This is a genomic window from Pseudomonas sp. PDM14 (assembly GCF_014851905.1).
Classification (GTDB): Bacteria; Pseudomonadota; Gammaproteobacteria; order Pseudomonadales; family Pseudomonadaceae; genus Aquipseudomonas.
Genome location: NZ_JACVAQ010000001.1, coordinates 733,517 through 754,067, shown reverse-complemented (window position 1 = coordinate 754,067; position 20,551 = coordinate 733,517). Strand labels below are relative to the sequence as shown.

The 20,551-nt window shown below is 67.3% G+C and carries 16 protein-coding genes; 14 read left to right on the top strand and 2 right to left on the bottom strand.

What is annotated here, in order from left to right:
- The 13 genes from IB229_RS03500 (at nucleotide 1) to IB229_RS03440 (ending at nucleotide 18,045) form a co-directional block, all read left to right on the top strand.
- Nucleotides 1–3,300, top strand: coding sequence for a DUF4157 domain-containing protein (locus IB229_RS03500; RefSeq protein ID WP_192324997.1), 3,300 nt, complete (start codon nucleotides 1–3; stop codon nucleotides 3,298–3,300).
- The gene (locus IB229_RS03495) at nucleotides 3,297–3,953 is read left to right on the top strand and encodes a hypothetical protein (protein ID WP_192324995.1); all 657 of its coding nucleotides are present in this window, start codon (nucleotides 3,297–3,299) and stop codon (nucleotides 3,951–3,953) included. Before IB229_RS03500 ends, IB229_RS03495 begins: the two co-directional genes overlap by 4 nt.
- 45 nt (nucleotides 3,954–3,998) lie before the next feature.
- Entirely contained in the window at nucleotides 3,999–4,319 is a 321-nt protein-coding gene (locus tag IB229_RS03490; RefSeq protein ID WP_192324993.1) for a LysM domain-containing protein, read from the top strand.
- Nucleotides 4,320–4,323: 4 nt separating this feature from the next.
- Complete coding sequence (locus tag IB229_RS03485) at nucleotides 4,324–5,436, top strand: hypothetical protein (RefSeq protein WP_225578905.1); 1,113 nt, start codon at nucleotides 4,324–4,326, stop codon at nucleotides 5,434–5,436.
- On the top strand, nucleotides 5,433–5,945 hold the full coding sequence (locus IB229_RS03480; RefSeq protein WP_192324988.1) for a phage baseplate assembly protein V: 513 nt from the start codon (nucleotides 5,433–5,435) through the stop codon (nucleotides 5,943–5,945). The genes IB229_RS03485 and IB229_RS03480 overlap by 4 nt, the downstream gene beginning before the upstream one ends.
- 58 nt (nucleotides 5,946–6,003) lie before the next feature.
- A complete protein-coding gene (locus IB229_RS03475) occupies nucleotides 6,004–6,327 on the top strand; it encodes a hypothetical protein (protein WP_192324986.1) in 324 nt (107 codons plus the stop codon).
- 1 nt (nucleotide 6,328) lies between these two features.
- Complete coding sequence (locus IB229_RS03470) at nucleotides 6,329–6,688, top strand: GPW/gp25 family protein (protein ID WP_192324984.1); 360 nt, start codon at nucleotides 6,329–6,331, stop codon at nucleotides 6,686–6,688.
- Nucleotides 6,685–9,111, top strand: coding sequence for a putative baseplate assembly protein (locus IB229_RS03465; RefSeq protein ID WP_192324982.1), 2,427 nt, complete (start codon nucleotides 6,685–6,687; stop codon nucleotides 9,109–9,111). The genes IB229_RS03470 and IB229_RS03465 overlap by 4 nt, the downstream gene beginning before the upstream one ends.
- Before the next feature lie 16 nt (nucleotides 9,112–9,127).
- Nucleotides 9,128–11,821, top strand: coding sequence for a putative baseplate assembly protein (locus IB229_RS03460; RefSeq protein ID WP_192324980.1), 2,694 nt, complete (start codon nucleotides 9,128–9,130; stop codon nucleotides 11,819–11,821).
- Entirely contained in the window at nucleotides 11,818–13,959 is a 2,142-nt protein-coding gene (locus IB229_RS03455; RefSeq protein ID WP_192324978.1) for a hypothetical protein, read from the top strand. The genes IB229_RS03460 and IB229_RS03455 overlap by 4 nt, the downstream gene beginning before the upstream one ends.
- Nucleotides 13,960–13,991: 32 nt before the next feature.
- Nucleotides 13,992–16,805: an Ig-like domain-containing protein gene (locus IB229_RS03450; RefSeq protein ID WP_192324976.1), complete on the top strand. Its 2,814-nt coding sequence runs from the start codon at nucleotides 13,992–13,994 to the stop codon at nucleotides 16,803–16,805.
- Nucleotides 16,806–16,884: 79 nt separating this feature from the next.
- Entirely contained in the window at nucleotides 16,885–17,256 is a 372-nt protein-coding gene (locus IB229_RS03445; protein ID WP_192324973.1) for an antitoxin Xre/MbcA/ParS toxin-binding domain-containing protein, read from the top strand.
- Nucleotides 17,257–17,292: 36 nt separating this feature from the next.
- Nucleotides 17,293–18,045, top strand: coding sequence for an RES family NAD+ phosphorylase (locus IB229_RS03440; RefSeq protein WP_192324971.1), 753 nt, complete (start codon nucleotides 17,293–17,295; stop codon nucleotides 18,043–18,045).
- Between the two features lie 31 nt (nucleotides 18,046–18,076).
- Here IB229_RS03440 and IB229_RS03435 read toward each other — a convergent pair whose 3' ends face one another.
- Nucleotides 18,077–19,435: a CSLREA domain-containing protein gene (locus IB229_RS03435; RefSeq protein ID WP_192324969.1), complete on the bottom strand. Its 1,359-nt coding sequence runs from the start codon at nucleotides 19,433–19,435 to the stop codon at nucleotides 18,077–18,079.
- Between the two features lie 176 nt (nucleotides 19,436–19,611).
- Nucleotides 19,612–19,905, bottom strand: a complete 294-nt coding sequence (locus IB229_RS03430) for a putative quinol monooxygenase (protein ID WP_192324967.1) — start codon at nucleotides 19,903–19,905, stop codon at nucleotides 19,612–19,614.
- Nucleotides 19,906–20,108: 203 nt separating this feature from the next.
- On the opposite strand from IB229_RS03430, the gene IB229_RS03425 reads away from it, so the two are divergent.
- Nucleotides 20,109–20,549, top strand: a complete 441-nt coding sequence (locus IB229_RS03425) for a carboxymuconolactone decarboxylase family protein (RefSeq protein ID WP_192329221.1) — start codon at nucleotides 20,109–20,111, stop codon at nucleotides 20,547–20,549.
- The last annotated feature ends 2 nt before the right edge of the window (nucleotides 20,550–20,551 follow it).

The window sequence follows — 20,551 nt, the reverse complement described above, 5'->3', positions numbered from 1 at the left end:
ATGGCCGAACGCGCCGTTACCGCCCAGGCCGAACGCGAGCCGCCTGCCTCCAAGGCCGCGGCACGCAACCTGTTGTTGCAGCGCAAATGCGCCTGCGGGGCCAGCGCCGGTGGTGCCGGCGAGTGCGACACCTGCGCCGCCAAACAGACGCTGCAACGCCACGCCCATGGCGACACGCAGCCCCTGCAGGGCACGCCGGACTCGGTCAGCGATACCCTGGCGCAGCCCGGTCGGCCGCTGGATGCGGACACCCGCAGCTTCATGGAAGAGCGCTTCGGCAGCGACTTCGCCGCGGTGCGCGTGCACGATGATAGCGCCGCGGCAGCGTCGGCCCGCGAGGTCGATGCGCATGCCTACACCGTCGGACAGAACATCGTCTTTGCTGATGGCCAGTACCAGCCGCACAGCGACAGTGGGCGTCATCTGCTCGCCCATGAGCTGGCGCACACGGTGCAGCAGCAGGGGCTGCAGCGCGCCGGGGTGAGCAACCTGGCGGACCAGGGCCCGGACTACCAGCGCATGGAGCGCGAGGCGGATTTCGCCGCCGAGCGGGTGATGGCCGGCGAGCGCCTCGCCGGCAACGGCCTCAGCCGTTCCGGCCCGAGCCTGCAGCGCTCGGCCACCACGCCGGTTCCCGCGACCATGGAAACCAAGGGCTATCGCAAGAAGAACCCGGCCAAGACGATTTCGCTGACCATCGAGAGCGCCGCCAACTTGCTGACCTTCAAGAAGGTTACCGGCAACACGGCGTTCTATGAGTTCGACGTGCTGCGCATCCCGCCGGAAAAGGGCGGGCAGGCCAAGCCGTTCTATGCCGACGTGAAGAAGCTCAAGGTCAAGTTCCAGGGACCCAAGAGTAAGCCGATCCCGCAGGGCAACATCGAGCGCGACGCCACCGACAAGCTGCGCCGGACCTGGCTCGCCGAGCGCAAGCGCGAGCTGGCCAGCGCCGATAGCGAATGGCAGGCCGCGGGTGGAGCGGCGGCGTTTCCGCAGCTGAAGGCCGAGTCCGCGCCCTGCGAGGTCGACCACATCCAGGAACTGCAAGTCGGCGGCACCAATGACGGCAAGAACCTGCAGCTGCTGACCAAGAGCAACAACGGCGCCAGTGGCAACCTGCTGTCGCAGCAACTGGTGGCGATGGCAGCCGCGGCTCTCGACGATGCGCCGAGCCGGGCCACGCCGGAACCCGACGTAGTGGAGCTGAGCTTTGCCCGCACCGAACTGGCCGGGGCACCGAAGGCCGATGCCTGCCTGGCGGTCGGGCAGGCCTTCGACCAGGCCACGCCGTTGGCCAAGGCCGTGGTGCCGACAGCGGATTTCGCGATGACCCTGGGCGGGCGCAACGTCACCCTGAAGCTGCCGGTCGACAACAGCAAGGAGGTCGACCTGGAAGCCTCGGCCGTGGCCGAGAACAGCCAGTTCGCCTGGGGCGTGAAGGGCATAGTGTTCGAGCGCATCGGCCGCACCAACGGCAAGGTGCCGGACAAACTGTTCTTCCGCCTCGACACGGTGGCGCTGAACCTGTCGTCCAAGGCCCACGGTGGCAGCAAGTCCAAGCAGTTCGTTGCCATCGACAAGAGCGGCAATGCGGACCTGGCCAAGGCCGGCAAGCTGGGCGTGCCGTTCGACTTCTCCAAGCTCAGCCCGGGCAAGCTGACGTCCCTCGAGGTTGGCCCGCAGGGGCTGATCGCCACGGGCACGCTCAAGCCCAGCCTGCCATTCCTGCCGACCCTTGACGTGGCGGTCGACGGGCCGTCGTTCAAGGTCACCAAGAACATCGACCCGGCCAAGATGAAGCCGCCATTCCCGGGCTTGAACTTCACCAAGGCCGAACTGGCCCTGGAGCTGGCGCCGGAGTTCAAGCCTGTCGGCACGCTGGCCTTCGACATCGGCCCGGCCGCCAAGCCGGTCGCCAAGGGCGTGGTCAAGGCCAGTGCCGATGCCAGCGGGTTGAAGCTGGACGGCGACCTGTGGGTATTCCTTCCCGGTGTCGACGAAGCCAAGGGCGAGGTGCGTTACCAGGGCGGCGAGTGGTCGGCCTCGGCACACATCGAGTCCGGGCAGATGGCGGGCAAGATCCCCTACGTCAAATCCGGTTCGGTCGAGGTCAACATCCAGAAGGGCAAGCTCGGCGCCAGCGGCACCCTGGACCTGGCCCTGCCCGGCGAGAACGAAGGGCAGATCAAGCTCAGCTACAGCCAGAACAAATGGATCTTCACCGGGCGCGGCAAGATCAAGGTGAAGAGCCCGTACCTCAAGCCCATCGAGGCCAAGCTGTACTACGACGGCGACCTGTTCAAGGCCGAGGGTAAGGCCGGCTTCGCCTTCTCCGGGCTCGACGGCACGCTGGACGCGACCTACGAGAATCGTGCCGGCAAGGAGAAGATCTACGGTACCGGCGACATCAAGATCGAGAAGGGCAAGGCCAAGGGCAACATCGTCGTCACCCTGCACCCCAACGAGAAGATCACCGGCAAGGGCAAGCTGTCCTATGAAATCAAGAAGGACTTGGTCGCCAGCGCCGGCATCACGGTGGACGAGAACCAGAAGATCACCTTCGACGGCGAACTGAGTTTTCCCGATATCCAGCTGTTCAAGCGCTTCCCCGAGAAACAGGAAGAACACACCCTGTTCAAGGCCTCCGGGAGCATCCCGATCCCCGGTGCGTCGATCGGCCCGGTGGGGCTCAAGGTCAAACTGTGGGGCAGCCTGGGCTACTTCTACTACGTCGGCCCCGGCGTGCTCACCGGGGTCAAGGCGACGGTCAAGTTCAGCCCGTTCGAGCCCGATCCGGATTTCAGCTTCAACCTCAAGGCCAAGGCCAGCATCCCGGCCGGTGGTGGCATCAGCGGCAAGCTCGGCGCGGACCTGGCCATCGACGCGCTGGTGGCGGAGGTCGGCGGCGGCCTCAACGTCACCCTCGGCGCCAAACTCAACGGCAAGGCCGAGCTGGGCGCGGAGATCGCCTACAGCAAGGACAAGTTCGCCGTCGACGCCGAGGCCTATATCGGCGGCAGCCTGGAGCTGGAGGCGGTGCTGCGCGCGCGAATCTACGCAGAAGCCGGCTTCTCGGTGTTTTCGGTGCGCACCGAGAAGTCCTGGGACCTGCTCGGCGGCACCTTTCCGACCGGTCTCAACCTGGGCGTGCGCATGCCGCTGCACTACGACAGCGTCGACGGCTTTCGCATGCCCAAGCTGGCCGACATCAAACCCGAACCCGCCTCGCTCAGCCTCGACCCGTCGAAGATGCTCGGCAGCCTGTTCAGCCAGACCCAACCCAAGGAGCGCGAGGCATGAGCGGGTTCAGCAATACGCCGAAGGTACTCAAGGGCGGCATCATCCTCATCGACCCGGCCAGTGGCGCGGTGCAGCGGGTGATCGCCCTGCAGTACAACCCCGACCTGCTGACGCGCAGCCTGCAGCCGCAGAGTGTCGGTGGCAGTGCGGCGCTCAGCGAGCCGCTGCGGCTCAAGGGTCCGCCGATCGAAACCATCAAGCTCGAGGCTGAGCTGGATGCCACCGACCAGCTGGAGTTTCCCGACCAGCACCGCAGCGCCGTCGAGGTCGGTATCCATCCGCAGCTCGCGGCGCTGGAAACCATCGTCTACCCGGACAGCGCCGCGCTGATCCGCAACAACCAGCTGGCCAATGCCGGCACCTTGGAAATCGTCCCGATGCAGGCGCCGCTGCCGCTGTTCGTCTGGAGCCAGTCGCGGGTGGTGCCGGTGCGCATCAGCGATTTCTCGATCACCGAGGAGGCCTTCGACGCCAACCTCAACCCGATTCGCGCGCGCATCTCGCTGAGCATGCGCGTGCTCAACGTCAACGACCTCGGCTTCGCCGACAAGGGCGGCCATCTGTACATGGTCTACCACCAGAGCCGCGAGCGCCTGGCGGCCAGGGCATCCAGCTCGACCCTGGCCAGCCTCGGCCTGAGTGGCCTGTTTTGATGAGTGCGCTGCCGTTTGTGGCAGCGATTTTCAAGGAGTACCGTCATGAGCATTGATCGCTTTCCGCCCAACAGCCGTTACCACGGCAGCGAGACCGCCGAGATGACCGGCCCGGATGGCCGGCGCCTGGTGTTCCTGCGGCGGCGTTTCGTGCCCGATCCGGCGCGCTTCGTCACCCTGCAGGAGTACCGCATCAACGAGGGCGACCGCATCGACCGCATGGCCGCCGACGTGCTCGGCGACCCGGAGCAGTTCTGGCGCCTGCCCGATGCCAACGGCAGCCTCAGCCCGAGCGAGCTGGAAGAGGTGGGGCGGCGCATTCGCCTGACCCTGCCCGAAGGCATGGCAGGGCTCGACGATGCTTAAGGGCATGCACCTGTCGCTGCTGGTCGGGCCGGGGTTGCCGGTGCCCGTGCCGAAGGTGGTGATGGACGCCCTGCAGAGCGTGCAGGTGACTTCGGCGAGCAGCACGCGCAGCGGTTTCCAGATCGCCTTCGCGCTGCAGAACAACTCGCCGCTGCACACCCTGCTGGTGCTGGCGGGCGGGCAGGTGCCGTGGCTGCGGGTGATGGTGGTGGTGACCATCAACAGCATGCCCACCGTAATGATGGATGGGCTGATCACCAAGCAGGAAGTCAGCGGTTCCAACGAGCCGGGGCAGAGCGTGCTGACCATCACCGGCGAGGACCTGTCGGTGGCCATGGACCAGCAGGATTTCAACGGCATTCCCTATCCGGCGATGCCAGCGGCGGCGCGGGTGGCGCTGATCGTCGCCAAGTACGCAATGTTCGGCATGATCCCCCTGGTGATCCCGCAGATCTTCACCGACGTGCCGATCCCGGTGGACAAGATCCCCACCCACGAGGGCACGGACCTGGCCTACGTGCAGAAGCTGGCCAAGGACGCCGGCCATGTGTTCTACGTCGAGCCCGGCCCGCTGCCAGGCATGAACACCGCCTACTGGGGGCCGGAGATCAAGCTCGGTGTGCCGCAGCCGGCGCTCAACCTGGGCATGGATGCGCACAGCAATGTCGAGTCGCTGTCGTTCTCGGTGGACAACAGCAAGGCGGCGCTGCCCATCGTGTTCATCCAGAACCAGCTGACCAAGTTTCCGATTCCTCTGCCGATTCCCGATATCAGCCTGGCCAACCCGCCGCTGGGCCTGCTGCCGCCATTGCCCAAGTCGATCAACCTGATGAAGGATACCGCCAAGCTCTCGCCCATGGCCGCCCTGTCCAAGGGCCTGGCTGCCGCGGCCAACTCCGCCGATGTGGTCACCGCCACCGGAGCGGTGGACGTGCTGCGCTACGGCAACGTGCTCAAGGCACGCCAACTGGTCGGCGTGCGTGGCGCGGGGCCGGCGTTCGACGGCCTGTACTACGTCAAGACCGTCAGCAGCAGCCTCAAGGCGGGCGAGTTCAAGCAGAACTTCACCTTGACCCGCAACGGCCTGATTTCCACCTTACCGAGGGTTCCGGTATGAGCGACGGCAAGTTTTACGGCAAGTACCGCGGCGCGGTGCTGAACAACGTCGACCCGATGCAGATGGGGCGCGTGCAGGTGCAGGTGCCGGACGTGCTGGGCATCGGCATCTCCAGCTGGGCCATGCCCTGCGTGCCGATTGCCGGCAAGCAGAGCGGCGCGTTCATGGTGCCGCAGATCGGCGCTGGAGTATGGGTCGAGTTCGAGCAGGGCGATCAGGATTACCCGATCTGGGTCGGCGGCTTCTGGGGCAGTGCCGCCGAGGTACCGGCACTGGCCCTGGCCGGCTTGCCGGTGTCACCGAGCATCGTCCTGCAGACCGGTAGCCAGAACACCCTGATGCTCTCCGATCTGCCCGGCCCTACCGGCGGGATTCTGCTCAAGAGCACCAGCGGGGCGCTGATCTCGATCAACGAGGTCGGTATCACCATCAGCAACGGCCAGGGCGCCACGATCATGCTCAACGGCCCGGCGGTGAACATCAACCAGGGCGCGCTGACGGTGATTTGAGCGGGCGTTTTCAGCGGACTCCTGCACGTGCGCAGGATGAACAGGGGAGGGATTCCACATGCCAGGTTTTCTGTTGCACCTCGGTGCCACGGTGATGTGCAGCCACGGCGGCCAGGCCACACCGACCGCACCGTTTGCGCGGGTGACGCTGTCCGGCCAGCCGGTCACCACCCTTGCCGCGCCGTACCTGATCGCCGGCTGCAGCATGCCGCCACCGAGTGCCGGCAACGGCCCGTGCGTCACCGGGCAATGGCTGGTCGGTGCCACGCGGGTGTTCGCCGGCGGGCAACCGGTGCTGCTGCAGTCGAGTACCAGCATCTGTGCGCCGACGGGGACGCCGATGATGGTCAGCGTCACCCAGGTGCGGGTTTCCGGAGTCTGACATGGCCCTCGACTTTCCCTTTCGCATCGACTCGCGTGGGCGCAGCGCCGAGGTCGACGGTGATGCGCATATCCGCGACATGATCGAGCAGGTGCTGTTCACCGTGCCGGGCGAGCGGGTCAACCGCCCGGACTTCGGCTGCGGCCTGCTGCAGCTGGTGTTCGCGCCGAACAGCGATGCCCTGTCCGCGGCCCTGCAGATGACCGTGCAAGGCTCGCTGCAGCAGTGGCTCGGCGAGCTGATCGAGGTCGAGGAGGTGCGCGTCGACAACCTCGACGCGCGCCTGCAGGTGACCGTGCAGTACATCGTCCGGCGCGACCGCGAGCGGCAGCTGGCCAGTTTCGAGCGGAGGCTGGGATGAAACGCCAGTTCCGCTCCGACAAGCCGCACCGCGTCAACCTGCTGCGCCAGCTCGACCCGCCCACGCTCAACGGCATCGACTACCTGGAGGTGACTTCCAGCGACCAGCGCAGCCTGCGCGTGGTGTTCGTCCACCCGCTGAGCGGCATCACCAAGGCCAATTGCCGCATCAGTGGCGGTGTGCGCATCACCGGGATCGGCATCGACAGCATCAGCATCGCGGCCAATCGCCTCAACCTCAAGGTGTCCCAGGCCGGCGATTTCTCCTGGTACCAGTTCGAGCTGATCGACCCCGCCGACCCGGACAGCGTACCGGCCGGCTTCGACCCGTGCCTGTCCAGCGTGCGCTTCAGCTTCAAGGCGCAGTGCCCGTCCGAGTTCGACTGCGCCGAGGAACACAGCTGCCCGCCCGCGCAGTTCGATGAGCCGCAGCTCGACTACCTGAGCAAGGACTACGGCAGTTTTCGCCGCCTGATGCTCGACCGCATGGGCCAGCTGATTCCCGCCTTCCGCCAGCGTCATCCGGCGGATTTCAGCGTGGCGCTGGTGGAGATGCTCGCCCATGTCGGCGACCAGCTCAGTTACCAGCAGGACGCCGTGGCCACCGAGGCCTACCTGGGCACGGCGCGGCGGCGGGTATCGCTGCGCCGCCATGCACGCTTGCTCGACTACCCGATCCACGACGGCTGCAACGCCCGCGTGTACGTGCACCTGAACGTCCTTGCGGGTGCCGATGGGCAGGTGCTGGCGGCGCGCACGCCGTTGCTCACCCGCGGTCGCGAGGCGGGCCCGGTGCTGGCGCGCGGCGTGCTGGACAGCCTGCCGGATGGCGAAACCCAGGTCTTCGAGAGCCTGCATGACCTGCGCCTGCAGTCCGCGCACAACCGTATCCGCATTCATCACTGGGGCGATCCCGGGTTCTGCCTGGGCAAGGGCGAGACCGCCGCCGCGCTGGTCGAGGATGCCGAGCTCAAGCTCACTCCGGGCATGCTGCTGGTCTTCGAGGAAGTGCTCAGCCCGACTACCGGCCGGGCCGCGGATGCCGACCGCCGCCATCGCCATGCGGTGCGCCTGCTGAGTGTGACGCCAGGCTTCGACCCGCTGACCGGCACGGCGCTGCGCCTGGTGCGTTGGCACAGCGAGGACGCATTGCCGTTCATGCTCTGCGTCAGCGCCGAATTCGAATTGGGTGGCGACACCGAGGTGCGCGAAATCGCCGTGGCGCGGGGCAACGTGCTGCTCGCCGATCATGGCCTTAGTCGCCTGCTGGAGCCCCTGCAGCCGGCGCAGACCAGTGCCGAGCGGTTTCGCCCGCGTCTGCGCGAGCCGGGCATCGCCCATGCCGAGCCCTACCGCCACGCCACGGCGCTGGCGCAGAACTGGTCGGCGCAGCGCAGCCTGCGGCAGGACCCGCGGCAGGCGCTGCCGGCCAATCTGGAATTGATCGAGGATGATCCGCAACAGGCCGGTTACCAGGCCGACGAGGAGGCGACGCCGTGGCTGCCGCGCCGCGATCTGCTCGGCAGCGACCGTTTCGCCCGCGAGTTCGTGGTCGAGACCGAAGCCGACGGCATGGTCTACCTGCGCTTCGGCGACAACCGCTTCGGCCGGCGTCCCGAGCCGGGCAGCCATCTGCTGGCGAGCTACCGCCAGGGTGGTGGTAGCCAGGGCAACGTCGGTGCGCAGAGCATCTGCCGCATGGTCTGCACGGACGTGGCGATCGCTCCTTTCATCGAGTCGCTGAGCAACCCGCTGGCCGCGGTCGGTGGCGCCGAGGCGGAGAGCAGCGACGCGATCAAGCTGTACGCGCCGGAAGCGTTCCGCAACCAGGAACGCGCGGTCACCGAAGCGGATTACGCCCGGGTGGCCGAGCTGCATCCGCAGGTGCAGCGGGCCGCCGCGCGCCTGCGTTGGACCGGTAGCTGGTACAGCATGTACATCAGCCTCGACCGCCGTGGCGGCCTGCCGCTGGACGACGCGTTCCGCAACGAGATGCGCCTGCACCTGGAGCGCTATCGCCTGGCCGGCTATGACCTCGACCTCAGCGAGCCGCTCTACGTGCCGCTGGATGTGGAGCTGGTGGTCTGCGTGTTGCCCGGTTACTTCGCCGCAGCGGTCAAGCGGGCGCTGCTCGAACGCCTGGGCAGCGGCCAGGACGAACTGGGCCAGCGCGGCTTCTTCCACCCCGACCATTTCAGCTTCGGCCAGCCCCTGGCGTTGTCACGCCTGATCGAGGCGGCGCAGTCGGTCACCGGTGTCGCCTCCCTGGAAGTGAAGCGCTTCCAGCGCTGGGGCAAGGTCGCCAACGGCGAGCGCCAGGAAGGCCTGCTCAAGGTCGGCGTGCTGGAAGTGCTGCGCCTGGACAACGACCCCAATTTTCCCGAGAACGGCCGCCTGCAGCTGACCCTGCGCGGTGGCCTGTGAACAGCGAGGAACGGCCATGACAACCAGCGATTGCGGCTGCTGCAGCGGAATCAAGGCGCTGACCCCGGTGGATGGCAGCAACCCACCGGGCCAGGATGCGTTGCGCTATCGCGTTGGCAGCCATGCGCGCTTTCGCGAAACCCAGCTCGCCGCGCTGGCTGCCAGGCCGGCGTTGCAGGCGCTGACCACGCGCGATGCCGATGACCCGGCACTGGCGTTGCTCGATGCCTGGTCCGGCGTGCTCGACGTGCTCAGCTTCTACCAGGAACGCGTGATCAACGAAGGCTTTCTGCGCACCGCCACCGAACGCCGCTCGGTGCTCGAACTGGGGCGGGCCATCGGCTACGAGCTGCGGCCTGGGGTGGCGGCTTCGACCTACCTGGCCTTCACCCTGGAAACCGCGCCGGGGGCGCCGGCTGCTACCTTCATCGATGCCGGGCACAAGAGCCAGAGCGTGCCAGCGCAGGATGAGCAGGCGCAGGTCTTCGAAACCCTCGAACCGCTGCACGCGCGGGCCGCGTGGAATGCGCTGCAGGTGGTCAACCAGGATAGGGTACTGCCGTACTGGGGCGGCCGCACGCTGTACCTCCGCGGCCAGGCCACGCAGCTGCAACCCGGTGATGCGTTGTTGATCGTCGGTGAGGAGCGGCAGAAACAGCCCGGCAACGAGAACTGGGATTTTCGCCGGGTGCGTCGGTTGCAACTGGTCGCGCCCAGCGAACCTTCGGCCGACCCGCAGGCCGGCTACACCGTGGTGACCCTCGATCGGCCATTCGGCTCGGTGGCACCACCGGTGCAGCCCAGCCGGCTCAACCCGCGCTGCTATGCCCTGCGCAGCAAGGTCGCGCTGTTCGGCCAGGCGGCACCCAACTGGCATGCGATGCCGCAGAGCCTGCGCGCGGTGTTCCTGGAAAAGCCGGACAACACCGCCGTACCGATCACCGGCAGCGGCAATGGACAGTGGCCCAATTTCAGCATTAGCGGTGTGTCCGGCAGTGGCTCGGGCAGCGACTATGCGATCCATCTCGACGGCAGCTACCCGAAGCTGGTGGCGGGCAGCTGGCTGGTGCTGTCCAACCCGGACTACGAGGAGGTCTATCAGGTGCTGGCGAATGCCGAGGACGGGCGCGCCGCGTTCACCCTCGGCGGCAAGGCCACACGCCTGAGCATCCGTGGCGAGAACCTGACTGAGAAATTCGATGATCGCCTGCGCGACACGGCGGTGTACGGCGAGTCGGTGGAGCTGCCCTGGGCCACGCGGCCGCGCTCGGGGCTGGTGGAGGGCAACCTGCTGCATCTGGCCAGCCTGCAGCCGGAGCTGAAGGCGGGCCGTTGGCTGGCGCTCAGCGGCCTGACCGTGGCGGATACGCGCGACAACCGCAAGGCCCGCAAACGCCTGCGCGATGGCGACCACCTGGCTGCGCTGGAAATCGAACGCGATGCCCAGCATGCGCGCATCACCTTCACCGATGGCGCGCGTTTCGTCGTCAGCCTGCTCGGCGTCGCCGAGGTGGTACGCATCCGCCGCAACGACGGTATCGACGGCCTCACTCGCCTGGAACTGGAAGAGGCGCTGATCCACAGCTACTTGCCTCTGACCCTGCGCATTAATGCCAATGTCGCTCCGGCCAGCCACGGCGACAGCCGGCAGATGCAGATCCAGGCGGAAGTGCTCGGCAGTGGCGACGGCAGCCGCGCCTTCCAGCGCTTCCTGCTGCGGCAGAAGCCGCTCACCTACGTTTCCGCCACCACGCCGACCGGCACCGCCAGCACCCTGGAGGTGCGCGTGGATGGCGTGCGCTGGCACGAGGCGCCGCGCATCAGCGCCCTGGCCGCAGACGCCAGCGCCTACCTGCTGCGTCGCGCCGACGATGGCGCGGTCACCGTGCAGTTCGGCGATGGCCAGCACGGCAGGCGCCTGCCCAGTGGGCAGATGAATGTCGAGGCGCGCTATCGCGTGGGAATCGGCGCGGCGGGCAACGTGGCGGCGGGGAGCATCAGCCTGCTGCTCAACCGCCCGCTGGGCCTCAAGGAAGTGATCAACCCGGTGGCGGCCAGTGGCGGGGCCGACCCGGAGGGCCGCGACCAGGCACGGCACAACGCACCGCTGACCGTGCTGGCGCTGGAGCGGATCGTCTCCCTGCGCGACTTCGAGGATTTCGCCGCGGCGTTCGCCGGCATCGGCAAGGCTCAGGCCGTGTGGTTGTGGAATGGCGAAGGGCGTCTGGTGCACCTGACGGTGATCGGGCTGGATGGCGAGGACATCCGCCTCGACTCGACCCTCTACCGCAACCTGGCGGCGGCCATCGACCAGGTGCGCCCGACGCACCAGCCGCTGCGTCTGGAGGCCGGCGTGCGCCTGGGCTTCGGTGTCCGCGCCAAGCTGCGGGTGCATCCCGATTATCTCGGCGAAACGGTACTGGCCGAGGTGCGCGCGGCCCTGACCGCCGCGTTCGGATTTGCCGCGCGTGGTTACGGCCAGTCGCTCAGCGGCAGCGAGGTGGTGGCGGTGATGCAGCGCGTGCCGGGTGTGGAACGTGTCGATCTCGACCGTTTGCGCCTGCACGACGGCTTGAGCACCCGCAGCGTCGCCGGCCCCGACGGTCGCCTGCGGGCGCGTGGGGCGCGCTGGGACAACGGGCGGATCGAGCCGGCGCAGCTGCTGCTGATCGACATGGCCGATGTGCAGATCGAGGAGCTGAGCCAGTGAGCATCGACGCCGATTACCTGTTCGCGCGCCTGCCGGCGTTCTACCGCGAGCGAGACGAACAACTCGGTGGCCCGCTGCAGGCGTTGCTGGAAGTCATCGCCGCCCAGGGTGCCGTGCTCGAGGCGGATATCGAGCGGCTCTACGACAACTGGTTCATCGAGACCTGCGACGACTGGCTGATCCCCTACATCGGCGACCTGCTTGGCGTGCGCGGGTTGTACGCGGTGAGTGGCACGCAGAGCTTCGGCCAGCGCGCGCTGGTGGCCAACACCCTGCGCCTGCGCCGGCGCAAGGGCACGGTGCCGGTGCTGGAACAACTGGCCTTCGACAGCAGCGGCTGGCGGGCGCGGGCGGTGGAGTTCTTCGAACTGCTCGGCACCACCCAGCAGGTCAATCACCTGCGCCCGCACAGCCTGCGAACCCCTGATCTGCGCCAGGCTGCGCGGCTGGAACGCATCGATGGCCCGTTCGACAGCAGCGCCCATACCGCCGAAGTACGCCGGCCGTCGGCCGGGCGCTACAACATCGCCAATGTCGGTCTCTACGTCTGGCGCCTGCAGGCCTATCCGTTGCAGCGCAGCCAGGCGCGTGCCATCGCCGGCATGCCGGGCTGCTACAGCGTCGATGCACTGGGCCGCAGCTTCGTCGACGATCCGCTGTTGCACGACGGCATGCTGTTCAACCGGCCGCGCAGTGAGAGCGAAGTGACCCGCCTGGCGCAGCCGATCAACGTGCCCGAGCCGCTGTCGCGTCGCGTGCTGCATGACGAGCTGACGGGGTTGCGTCAGACCCTGGCCGATGGCGGTACGCCCGAGCTGCTGTACTTCGCCGCCAAGCCGGGCGAGTACGACCCGGTGTTGCGTATCTGGCTGGATGGCCTGCAGGTGCCGGCGGCGCACCTGGTGGTGTGCAACCTCGCGGAAATCCCCAACGTGAACCCGCCGGCCTGGCGCCCGATGCCGGCGCAGCTGTCGGTCAAACCGAGCAGCGGTGGCGCCGCCGTGGTGTTTCCCGCGCCGGGTTCGGACACCCCGCTGGTGGGCATCGATCCGCTGCTCGGGCGTATCAGGCTGCCGGCCGGCGTGACGGTGCAGAAGGTCGAGGTGAGCTGGGCCTACGGCTTCCCCGGTGATGTCGGTGGCGGCCCCTATGACCGCCGCCCGGTGAGCGCCGAAGACGATGCGCGCCAGGGTTTGCTCGATCCGGCGGGCTACACGCTGCTGCGTGTGCCGCAGGATTTCCCCGACCTGAACCAGGCCTTGCAAGCCGTGGTGCCCGGCAGCCGCGTGCTGATCCGCCTGCAGGGCGACAGCAGCGAAGTGCTCAGCGTGTCCCTCGATCTGCCTGACACCGAACTGGCCATCGAGGCCGCCAACCAGCGCCGTCCGGTGCTGATCGGCGACCTGCTGATCGGCGGCAACGGCGACACCCGGATCACCCTCTCGGGCCTGTTGCTGGACGGCAAGTTGCGCCTGCAGGGCGACCTGCGCGAGGTGGCGCTGCGCCACTGCAGCCTGGTGCCGGCGCGTGGCGGTATCCACCACGAGGACAAGGCTCGCGGCCGCACCCTGAGCATCAACCTGACCCATTGCCTGTGCGGCCCGCTACGCAGCGAGGGCGCGCTGGCTGAGGTCAGTGCACGCTACTGCGTGTTCGACAACGGCGATGGCGAGGCGCTGTCCCTGCCGGATACGACGCTCGGCCTGGACTGCTGCACGGTCTTCGGCAGCACCCGCAGCGGCGCCTTGCACGCCAGCAACAGCCTGTTCAACGAGCCGTTGAACATCACCCGGCGGCAGCAGGGCTGCGTGCGCTTCAGCTACGTGCCGGAAGGCTCGAAGACGCCGCGGCGCTATCGCTGCCTGCCCGATCTGGTCACCGAGGGTCAGTCGACGGCCGCCGCCAGACTGGCGCGCATCCGTGTGACGCCCACGTTCACCTCCACCACCTTCGGCCACCCGGCCTATGCGCAGCTGCGCCTGTCGACCGCGCTGGATATCCGCACCGGTGCCGAGGATGGCGCCGAGATGGGGGTGTGGAACCTGCTGCAGCAACCGCAGCGCGAAGCCAACCTGCGCCAGGCGCTGGATGAATACCTGCGCTTCGGCCTGGAGGCCGGGGTGATTTTCGTCAACTGAACAACGCCGACTTCAAGACCAGGACGACCACCATGAAAGCCGATCTTTCCCGTTCCACCGACCAGCCCGGCAAGCACTACCGCAGTGTGCGCATGCAGCAGGGTCGGGTTCAGCTGGATGCCGACTGGAACGAACAGCAGGACATCCTCAATCGCCGGATCGAAACCGAGGCCCGCGACAGCATTGGCGCCAGTGGTGTACCCATCACCACGCCAGGGTTCCTGCTGACGGGCAACGGCCAGAACATCGATGTGTCCGCCGGCCACCTGTACGTCGGCGGCCTGCTCTGCGACAACCCGACAGCCTGCAAGCTGGTCGGCAAGCGAGCCGGGCTGGCGGAGGAACAGGGACAGCCCGATCTGCATGGGCGCATCTCGCCGGTGCTGGCACCTGGCAGCAGCCTGCTGGCGTTGCCACCCGCCGCCGCTGTCGAGCAGGCGGCCATCCGGGTCTACGACAACGGTGTGGCGCAAGCCCCGGAAAACGGTCGTTATCTGGCGTACCTGGAAGCCTGGCTGCGTCATGTCAGTGCCCTGGAGGACGGGCTGATCCGCGAGGTTGCCCTCGGTGGGCCGGATAGCGCCACGCGTGACCAACTGGTGTGGCAGATCAAGCTGCTCAAGGTTGGTACCGTGGGGGAGGCCATCAACTGCCTGTCCGATATCGCTGCCTGGAAGACTCTCGTCGACGCGCCCACGGGCAAGCTGGCCGCGCGAGCCGAGCCGGGTACACCGCCCAAGGACCCCTGCCTGCTGACGCCGGAGGCGGGCTATCAGCGCCTGGAAAACCAGCTGTACCGGGTGGAGATCCATGAAGACGGCGTGGCGCCCGCCAAGCGGCGCTACAAGTGGTCGCGCGACAACGGTGCCATCGTCACGCGCCTGACCGGCTGGCTGAACGACCCAGCGGCCGACGAGATCGAGGTCGCCAGTATCGGTCGCGATGCTTACCTGGGCATCAGCGCTGGCTGCTGGCTGGAGATCTTCAATGACGAACACGAACAGACCGGGCGCAGTGGTCCGCTGGTGCCGGTGCTCAAGACCGAGGGCAATCGCGTCACCCTTGATCTCGACAATGCCACCGAGTCTCTCACCGCGGGATTGTTTGCGCACAATCCGCGGGTGCGACGCTGGGATGGCGTGGCGCTGCTGGAAACCGTCAACGCCAACGTCAGTGCCAATGTCGGCTGGGCCGAACTGGAGGATGGTGTCGAGGTGCGCTTTCTTGCCGGCTCCTTTCGCGTCGGCGATTTCTGGACCATTCCGGCGCGTACCGCCACCGCCGGTATCGAGTGGCCGCAGGCCGCTGGCAAGCCACAGTTCGTCGCGCCGCAGGGCGTGCTACGGGCCTTCACCCGTCTGGCATTGCTTGACTGCCAGGCGGGCAACTGGACGCGCAGCAGCGACTGTCGGGCGAAGTTTCCGGCACTCACCGAGCTGACTAACCTGCATTACGTCGGTGGCGATGGGCAGCAGGTCATGCCTAATCCGTCGGGCTCCGTTCGGGTCAAGCTGCCTTCGCCAGTGCAGGTGGCGGTGTACAACGGCCAGTTCCCGGTGGTGGGGGCCGAGGTGCGCTTCACCGCACCGAAGGGACTGCTGCAGAACGGTACGCTGACGGCGGTTGCCAGCACCAATGATGACGGCATCGCCAGCGTGGACTGGTTCCTCAGCAGCGCGGTCGCCGAGCTGGACCAGACCTGCACTGCCGAACTGCTGCAGGGCGGCGCGCCGGCAGTGGGGCGCTTCAACGAAATCCACTTCTCTGCGCGCCTGGCCATCGCCAGCCAGGTGGCCTACGACCCGACCAAGTGCGCCGACATGAAGGCCGCCGGCATCAGCACCGTGCAGGCCGCGCTGGATTCGCTGTGCCAGCGCAATCACCAGGGTGGCTGCTGCATCTCGGTGGGCAAGGATGGCGAGTTTCCGACCCTCGACCGCGCGCTACAGATGCTGTTGAAAAAGGGCGAGCGCGATATCTGCCTGTGCCTACTGCCGGGGGATCACGTCCTGGATGAGCTGGTAGTCGAGGGCGCCAACGAAACCAACCTGATGGTGCACGGCGCGGGACCGGCCAGCCGCTTGCGGATCAAGGCCCGGGCGTTCGCGTTGAGCAAGTTCGCCGCGGTGAGCCTGCGTGATTTCGACATCGTTTGCGAGGACAGCGTGCCCTGCGTGATCGGCCTGCGCGGCATCGACCTGTTGGACCTGCGTGACATGCGCATCGAGGGCTTGAGCGAGCCCGGCGCGAGCCTGCTGCAGATCCAGGCGTGCGCTCAGGTGGCACTCAGCAGCCTGCGGCTGCGTGCCGGTCAGCCGAACGTCACGGGTGGGCCGTTGAAACAGCCGGGCTTCGCCTTGCTGTTGGCCGACGCTCAGGGTGACATCCGTTTGAATGACAGCGAAATCAGTGGGCGCATTTCCGTCTATGGCGAATCGGTGAGCAGCGACATGCTCAATCGCGATGTGCTCAAGCGTCTGGCCGATCTGAAGTTGAAGAGCAGGGGGCGCCTGTACCTGAGCAACAACCAGCTGGGCGAGCTGCGTCTGGCCGATGACGTGCTGGCGGAACTGAGCAAGCCCTCGGGTGCCAGTCAGCCGAAACTGCCCAGTGTCTTCCAGCGCGTGATTGCCAATGACAACGCCTTGCCACGCCCGCCCCTGCAGTTGCTGGCCGTGCAGGTGGCGCTGCACCAGAACTCGTGGCAGCCGGCACACGGCCAGGCGGGTATGGTGATCGCCGAGGAGGGCAAGTACATCGGCAATTTCTGTCGGGTAGAAGCCCAGTTGTTGAGCGCCGGGCATTCCCCTGAGCAGTCCTGTAACGGCGCACTGCAGGTGGTATAGCTGCTGAAAGGGTATTTTTTTTGTCTGTTTAGCGCATTGTTTGCTATGTTTGTTTTAAACAGGCATCAGGAGGCGAGCCATGAGCGCGCTAAGCAAGCCCGAGGTGCAGGCAGATGCGGTGCTGCTCAAGGCCCTGCTCAACACCCGCGAGCAACTCGGGCTGACCCAGCAGGAGCTGGCCGGCATCGTCGGCGTCAACCGTTCCGCCATCAGCCGCTGGTCCGACACAGGTGGGCTACGTCCGCAGAGCAAGACCGGCGAGCTGGCACTGTTGCTGATCCGCGCCTACCGGGCGTTGTTCGCCCTGTTTGGCGGTAACCTCGGTGATATGCGCCATTTCCTGCGCACCGAGAACCGTCATCTGGCCGGCGTGCCGCTGGAGCAGATGGCGCAGGTGCAAGGGCTGGTGCGGGTGGTCGAGTACCTTGACGCCATCCGCGGCAAGGTCTGAGAACCGGTTTGTGGACTGAATCAAGCGAGCATCGTCATGGATATCTGGCAGACCTGCGCCGGTGCGGAGCAGATCACTCCGTTGCGCGGGCGCCTGGTGCGTCTGGTGGAAAGCCAGGGCCAGGTGGCCACGCTGAAGCTGGTCGATACCCTGGAAGAACAGGCGCTGCTCGAACAGCTGCTGGAGTCGAGCAAACCGCCGCTGCCGCGCAGCGACGAGCCGCTGCACTATTTGCTGCACACACCGTTTCGCTACCCGCCGTTGCGCTGGGGCTCGCGCTACGGTCGACGCCACGAACCTAGCCTGTTCTACGCCGCCTGCCGCCTGGACACGGCGATGGCCGAGACGGCCTTTTACCGCTTCGTGCTCTGGCACGGCATGGCCACGCCGCCGCCCAGCGGGCGCATTCTCTCCGAGCATTCGTCGTTCGAGGCGCGCTACCAGGTCGAGCGCGGCATCCACCTGCAGTTGTCGCCGTTCGCCGAGCACCGCGCCAGGCTGACCGATCGCAGCGACTACCGCGTCACCCAGCAGCTCGGGAGCGACATGCGCGAAGCCGGCGTGGAGGCCTTCGAGTTTCCCTCCGCGCGCTGCCCGCTGCAGGGCCTGAATGTCGCGCTGTATGCGCCGAGTGCCTTCAGCGAACGGCGCCCACGCAACCTCACGGCCTGGCTGTGCGAGACCACCGCCGACTATGTCGCCTTCAAGCAGGCGCAGATGGCCGATACGCCGCGCCAGTTCCCGCTCGAGCTGTTCCTGGTCGACGGGCGTCTGCCACAGCCGGCCTGAGCGCGCTGCTCGGCAGACACCGTTTCCAGGCTCAGGGCCGCGAGCGCTCGTAGGCGCCGAGGTCGCACACGGCGAGGCCGTCGCCATCGCCGTCCCGCGGGCGTTGTGCGCCGCGCTGGTCCTGCACCGGGCAGTTGCCGACCGCCTTGTCCACCGCTGCGCTACCACGGCGCAGGGCGTGGGTTTGCAGCTGCAGCGCCGAGTTGTTGTCGGCCAGCGGATAGAGCACGCGGGTCAACGCGTCGCTGTTGGGCACGGTCTGTTCGGCCGTGCAGTTGCCATCGCCGCTGCCGAGCAGCAGGCCGCGGGCGACGAAGCTGGCGGTGTCGCCATTGGTCTGGCAGTTGAAGCCGATCTCGCCCGAGTCATCCCAGTTGCCGACGATCACGCTGTTGCGCACCACCAGCTGGCCGTGGTTGTCGAGGCCGAAGCCCTGGTTGTCGGCGATGGTCACGTTGATCAGGGTCATGCGCTGGCTGCCGTCGGATGGCGGGTAGAAGGCGCCGTTGGCGACGGTGCCGGCGGGAAAGTAGGCGTTGTTGCGATTGCCGCTGACGGTGCTGTTGGCCAGGCTGAGTACGCCGCCGCCTTCGTTGCTGATGGCGCCGCCGCGGCCGTCGCTGCTGTTGCCGACGAACAGGCTGCGGGCGATGTCCGCGGTGCCGACGTTGTGCACCGCGCCGCCGCTGCCGAGCACGTCGTCGCCGCCGGCCTGGTTGCGGTTGAACAGGCTGTCGCGCACGTTCAGCTGGCCCTTGTTGTAGATCGCGCCGCCCCAGGCGTTGGAGGTGTCGCCGAAGCTCGCGGAGTTGCCGATGAACTGGCTCGACTGCACCTGCGCCGTGCCGTAGTTGGCGATGCCTCCGCCCTGGCCACTGCTGAAGCCGTAGCTCGCGGTGTTGCCCTGCAAACGGGTGTGCACCAGGGTGAGCTGGCCGTGGTTGAGGATCGCGCCGCCCTCCTTGGAGTGGCGGCCGTTGCTCAGGCCGACCCGTTCGATGCGCAGGCTGGCGCCGGGCAGTACCTCGAACAGGCGGTCCACGCGGTTGGCGTCGATCATGCTGCGGGTGTTGCCGACGCCGACGATGGTCAGCGCGTCGCTGACGTCGAGGTCGCCGTTGAGGTTGGCGTCCTCGTCGTAGGTTTCACCCTCTTCGCCGCCCGGTGGCGGCAGGCTGAGGCTGAAAGTGGCGTTGCCGAGCAGGATGCGGTCTGCGCCGGGCGTGGCATTGGCCAGCACCACGGCGTCGCGCAGCGAGCAGTCGCTGTTGCAGCTGCCGTCGTAGCTGTCGGTGGTCTTGGTGACGACGATGTCGAGGGCCTGGACGGGCAGGCAGACGCAGGGCAGGCCCAGCAGGGCAAGCCGGGAGAGGGCGGGGGTGCAGCGCATGGGAACGGTCCTCGGCCCCGGAACGGAGCCGGGGCGATGGGTCTTCGTTGGCGGACACGGCTCGGCTTCCGCAGCCTGACGCGCCAGAAAGACAACAGGCATTCCGTTGCGGTCAGGCTGATTGACCGTGTGCGTGCGGCACAAGTTTTACCCGGGCAGGCGCCGTCCGTCGCGGCTCAGTCCGCCGGCTGGCTGGCGAAGTCGAGGCGCGCCACCAGGCAGCTGCCGAGCAGGTCGACGAAGCCCTGGGTGGCGGGCAGCGCGAAGTGCGTCTGCATCGACTGGCTCGAATCCCAGTCGCCGCGCACGCGCCACAGGTGACTGTCGCTGGGGCTGCGCTGCAGGGCGTAGGCCAGGCAGCCGGGGGTATCGCGCAAGGTGTGGACGATGGCGCTGAGGTGCTGGCCGAGTTCTTCGCTGCGGCCATGTGCGGCGAGAACCTGCAGATGGTTGGAGGCGGCGATGCGCATGGAGGGCTCCTGTCGATGGCCGTGGGCGGGCCAGGTGTCGAGCAGGTTAGGCGCGCGGTAGCGCGAAGGTAATAGCCAATTCGCCGGTAAATCCCCCGACCAATCGGCGCCGATTGGGCCCCGGAAAAACCGGCGAATTGGCTATAGGGCCGCGTGCGTGAGGCGGGTAGCGTGGTGGTTTGCAAACCATGCTGGAAACCCTCATGCCGCCGCGTCTGGATTACTACACCGCCTCGCCCGAAGCACTGCGCGGGATGCTGCTGCTGGAAGCCTCGCTGAGCAGCATGAGCCTGGAGAAACCGCTGCTGGAGCTGGTCAAGGTACGGGCCTCGCAGCTCAATCACTGCGCCTTTTGCGCCGACATGCACAGCACCGACGCGCGCCTGGCCGGGGTTGCCGAGCGCCACCTGCATGCCCTGGCGGTGTGGCGCGAGTCGCCCTTCTTCAGCCGCCGTGAACGCGCGGCGCTGGCCTGGACCGAGGCGATGACGCTGCTGGCGCAGTCCCATGCGCCGGATGAGGTGTATGGCGAGCTCAGTGCCGCGTTCAGCGAGCGCGAACAGGTCGATCTGACCATGGCGATTTCCGCCATCAACTGCTGGAATCGCCTGGCCGTGGGCTTTCGCAAACAGCCGCAGGCCTGAGC

Excerpts from the sequence above, each read along its gene's own strand:
- IB229_RS03425 (WP_192329221.1), top strand. The coding sequence starts at position 20,109 with ATGCCGCCGCGTCTGGATTACTACACCGCCTCGCCCGAAGCACTGCGC.
- IB229_RS03480 (WP_192324988.1), top strand. The coding sequence starts at position 5,433 with ATGAGCGACGGCAAGTTTTACGGCAAGTACCGCGGCGCGGTGCTGAAC.
- IB229_RS03450 (WP_192324976.1), top strand. The coding sequence starts at position 13,992 with ATGAAAGCCGATCTTTCCCGTTCCACCGACCAGCCCGGCAAGCACTAC.
- IB229_RS03495 (WP_192324995.1), top strand. The coding sequence starts at position 3,297 with ATGAGCGGGTTCAGCAATACGCCGAAGGTACTCAAGGGCGGCATCATC.
- IB229_RS03435 (WP_192324969.1), bottom strand. The coding sequence starts at position 19,435 with ATGCGCTGCACCCCCGCCCTCTCCCGGCTTGCCCTGCTGGGCCTGCCC.
- IB229_RS03500 (WP_192324997.1), top strand. The coding sequence starts at position 1 with ATGGCCGAACGCGCCGTTACCGCCCAGGCCGAACGCGAGCCGCCTGCC.
- IB229_RS03465 (WP_192324982.1), top strand. The coding sequence starts at position 6,685 with ATGAAACGCCAGTTCCGCTCCGACAAGCCGCACCGCGTCAACCTGCTG.
- IB229_RS03445 (WP_192324973.1), top strand. The coding sequence starts at position 16,885 with ATGAGCGCGCTAAGCAAGCCCGAGGTGCAGGCAGATGCGGTGCTGCTC.
- IB229_RS03460 (WP_192324980.1), top strand. The coding sequence starts at position 9,128 with ATGACAACCAGCGATTGCGGCTGCTGCAGCGGAATCAAGGCGCTGACC.
- IB229_RS03490 (WP_192324993.1), top strand. The coding sequence starts at position 3,999 with ATGAGCATTGATCGCTTTCCGCCCAACAGCCGTTACCACGGCAGCGAG.
- IB229_RS03440 (WP_192324971.1), top strand. The coding sequence starts at position 17,293 with ATGGATATCTGGCAGACCTGCGCCGGTGCGGAGCAGATCACTCCGTTG.
- IB229_RS03470 (WP_192324984.1), top strand. The coding sequence starts at position 6,329 with ATGGCCCTCGACTTTCCCTTTCGCATCGACTCGCGTGGGCGCAGCGCC.
- IB229_RS03430 (WP_192324967.1), bottom strand. The coding sequence starts at position 19,905 with ATGCGCATCGCCGCCTCCAACCATCTGCAGGTTCTCGCCGCACATGGC.
- IB229_RS03485 (WP_225578905.1), top strand. The coding sequence starts at position 4,324 with ATGCACCTGTCGCTGCTGGTCGGGCCGGGGTTGCCGGTGCCCGTGCCG.
- IB229_RS03475 (WP_192324986.1), top strand. The coding sequence starts at position 6,004 with ATGCCAGGTTTTCTGTTGCACCTCGGTGCCACGGTGATGTGCAGCCAC.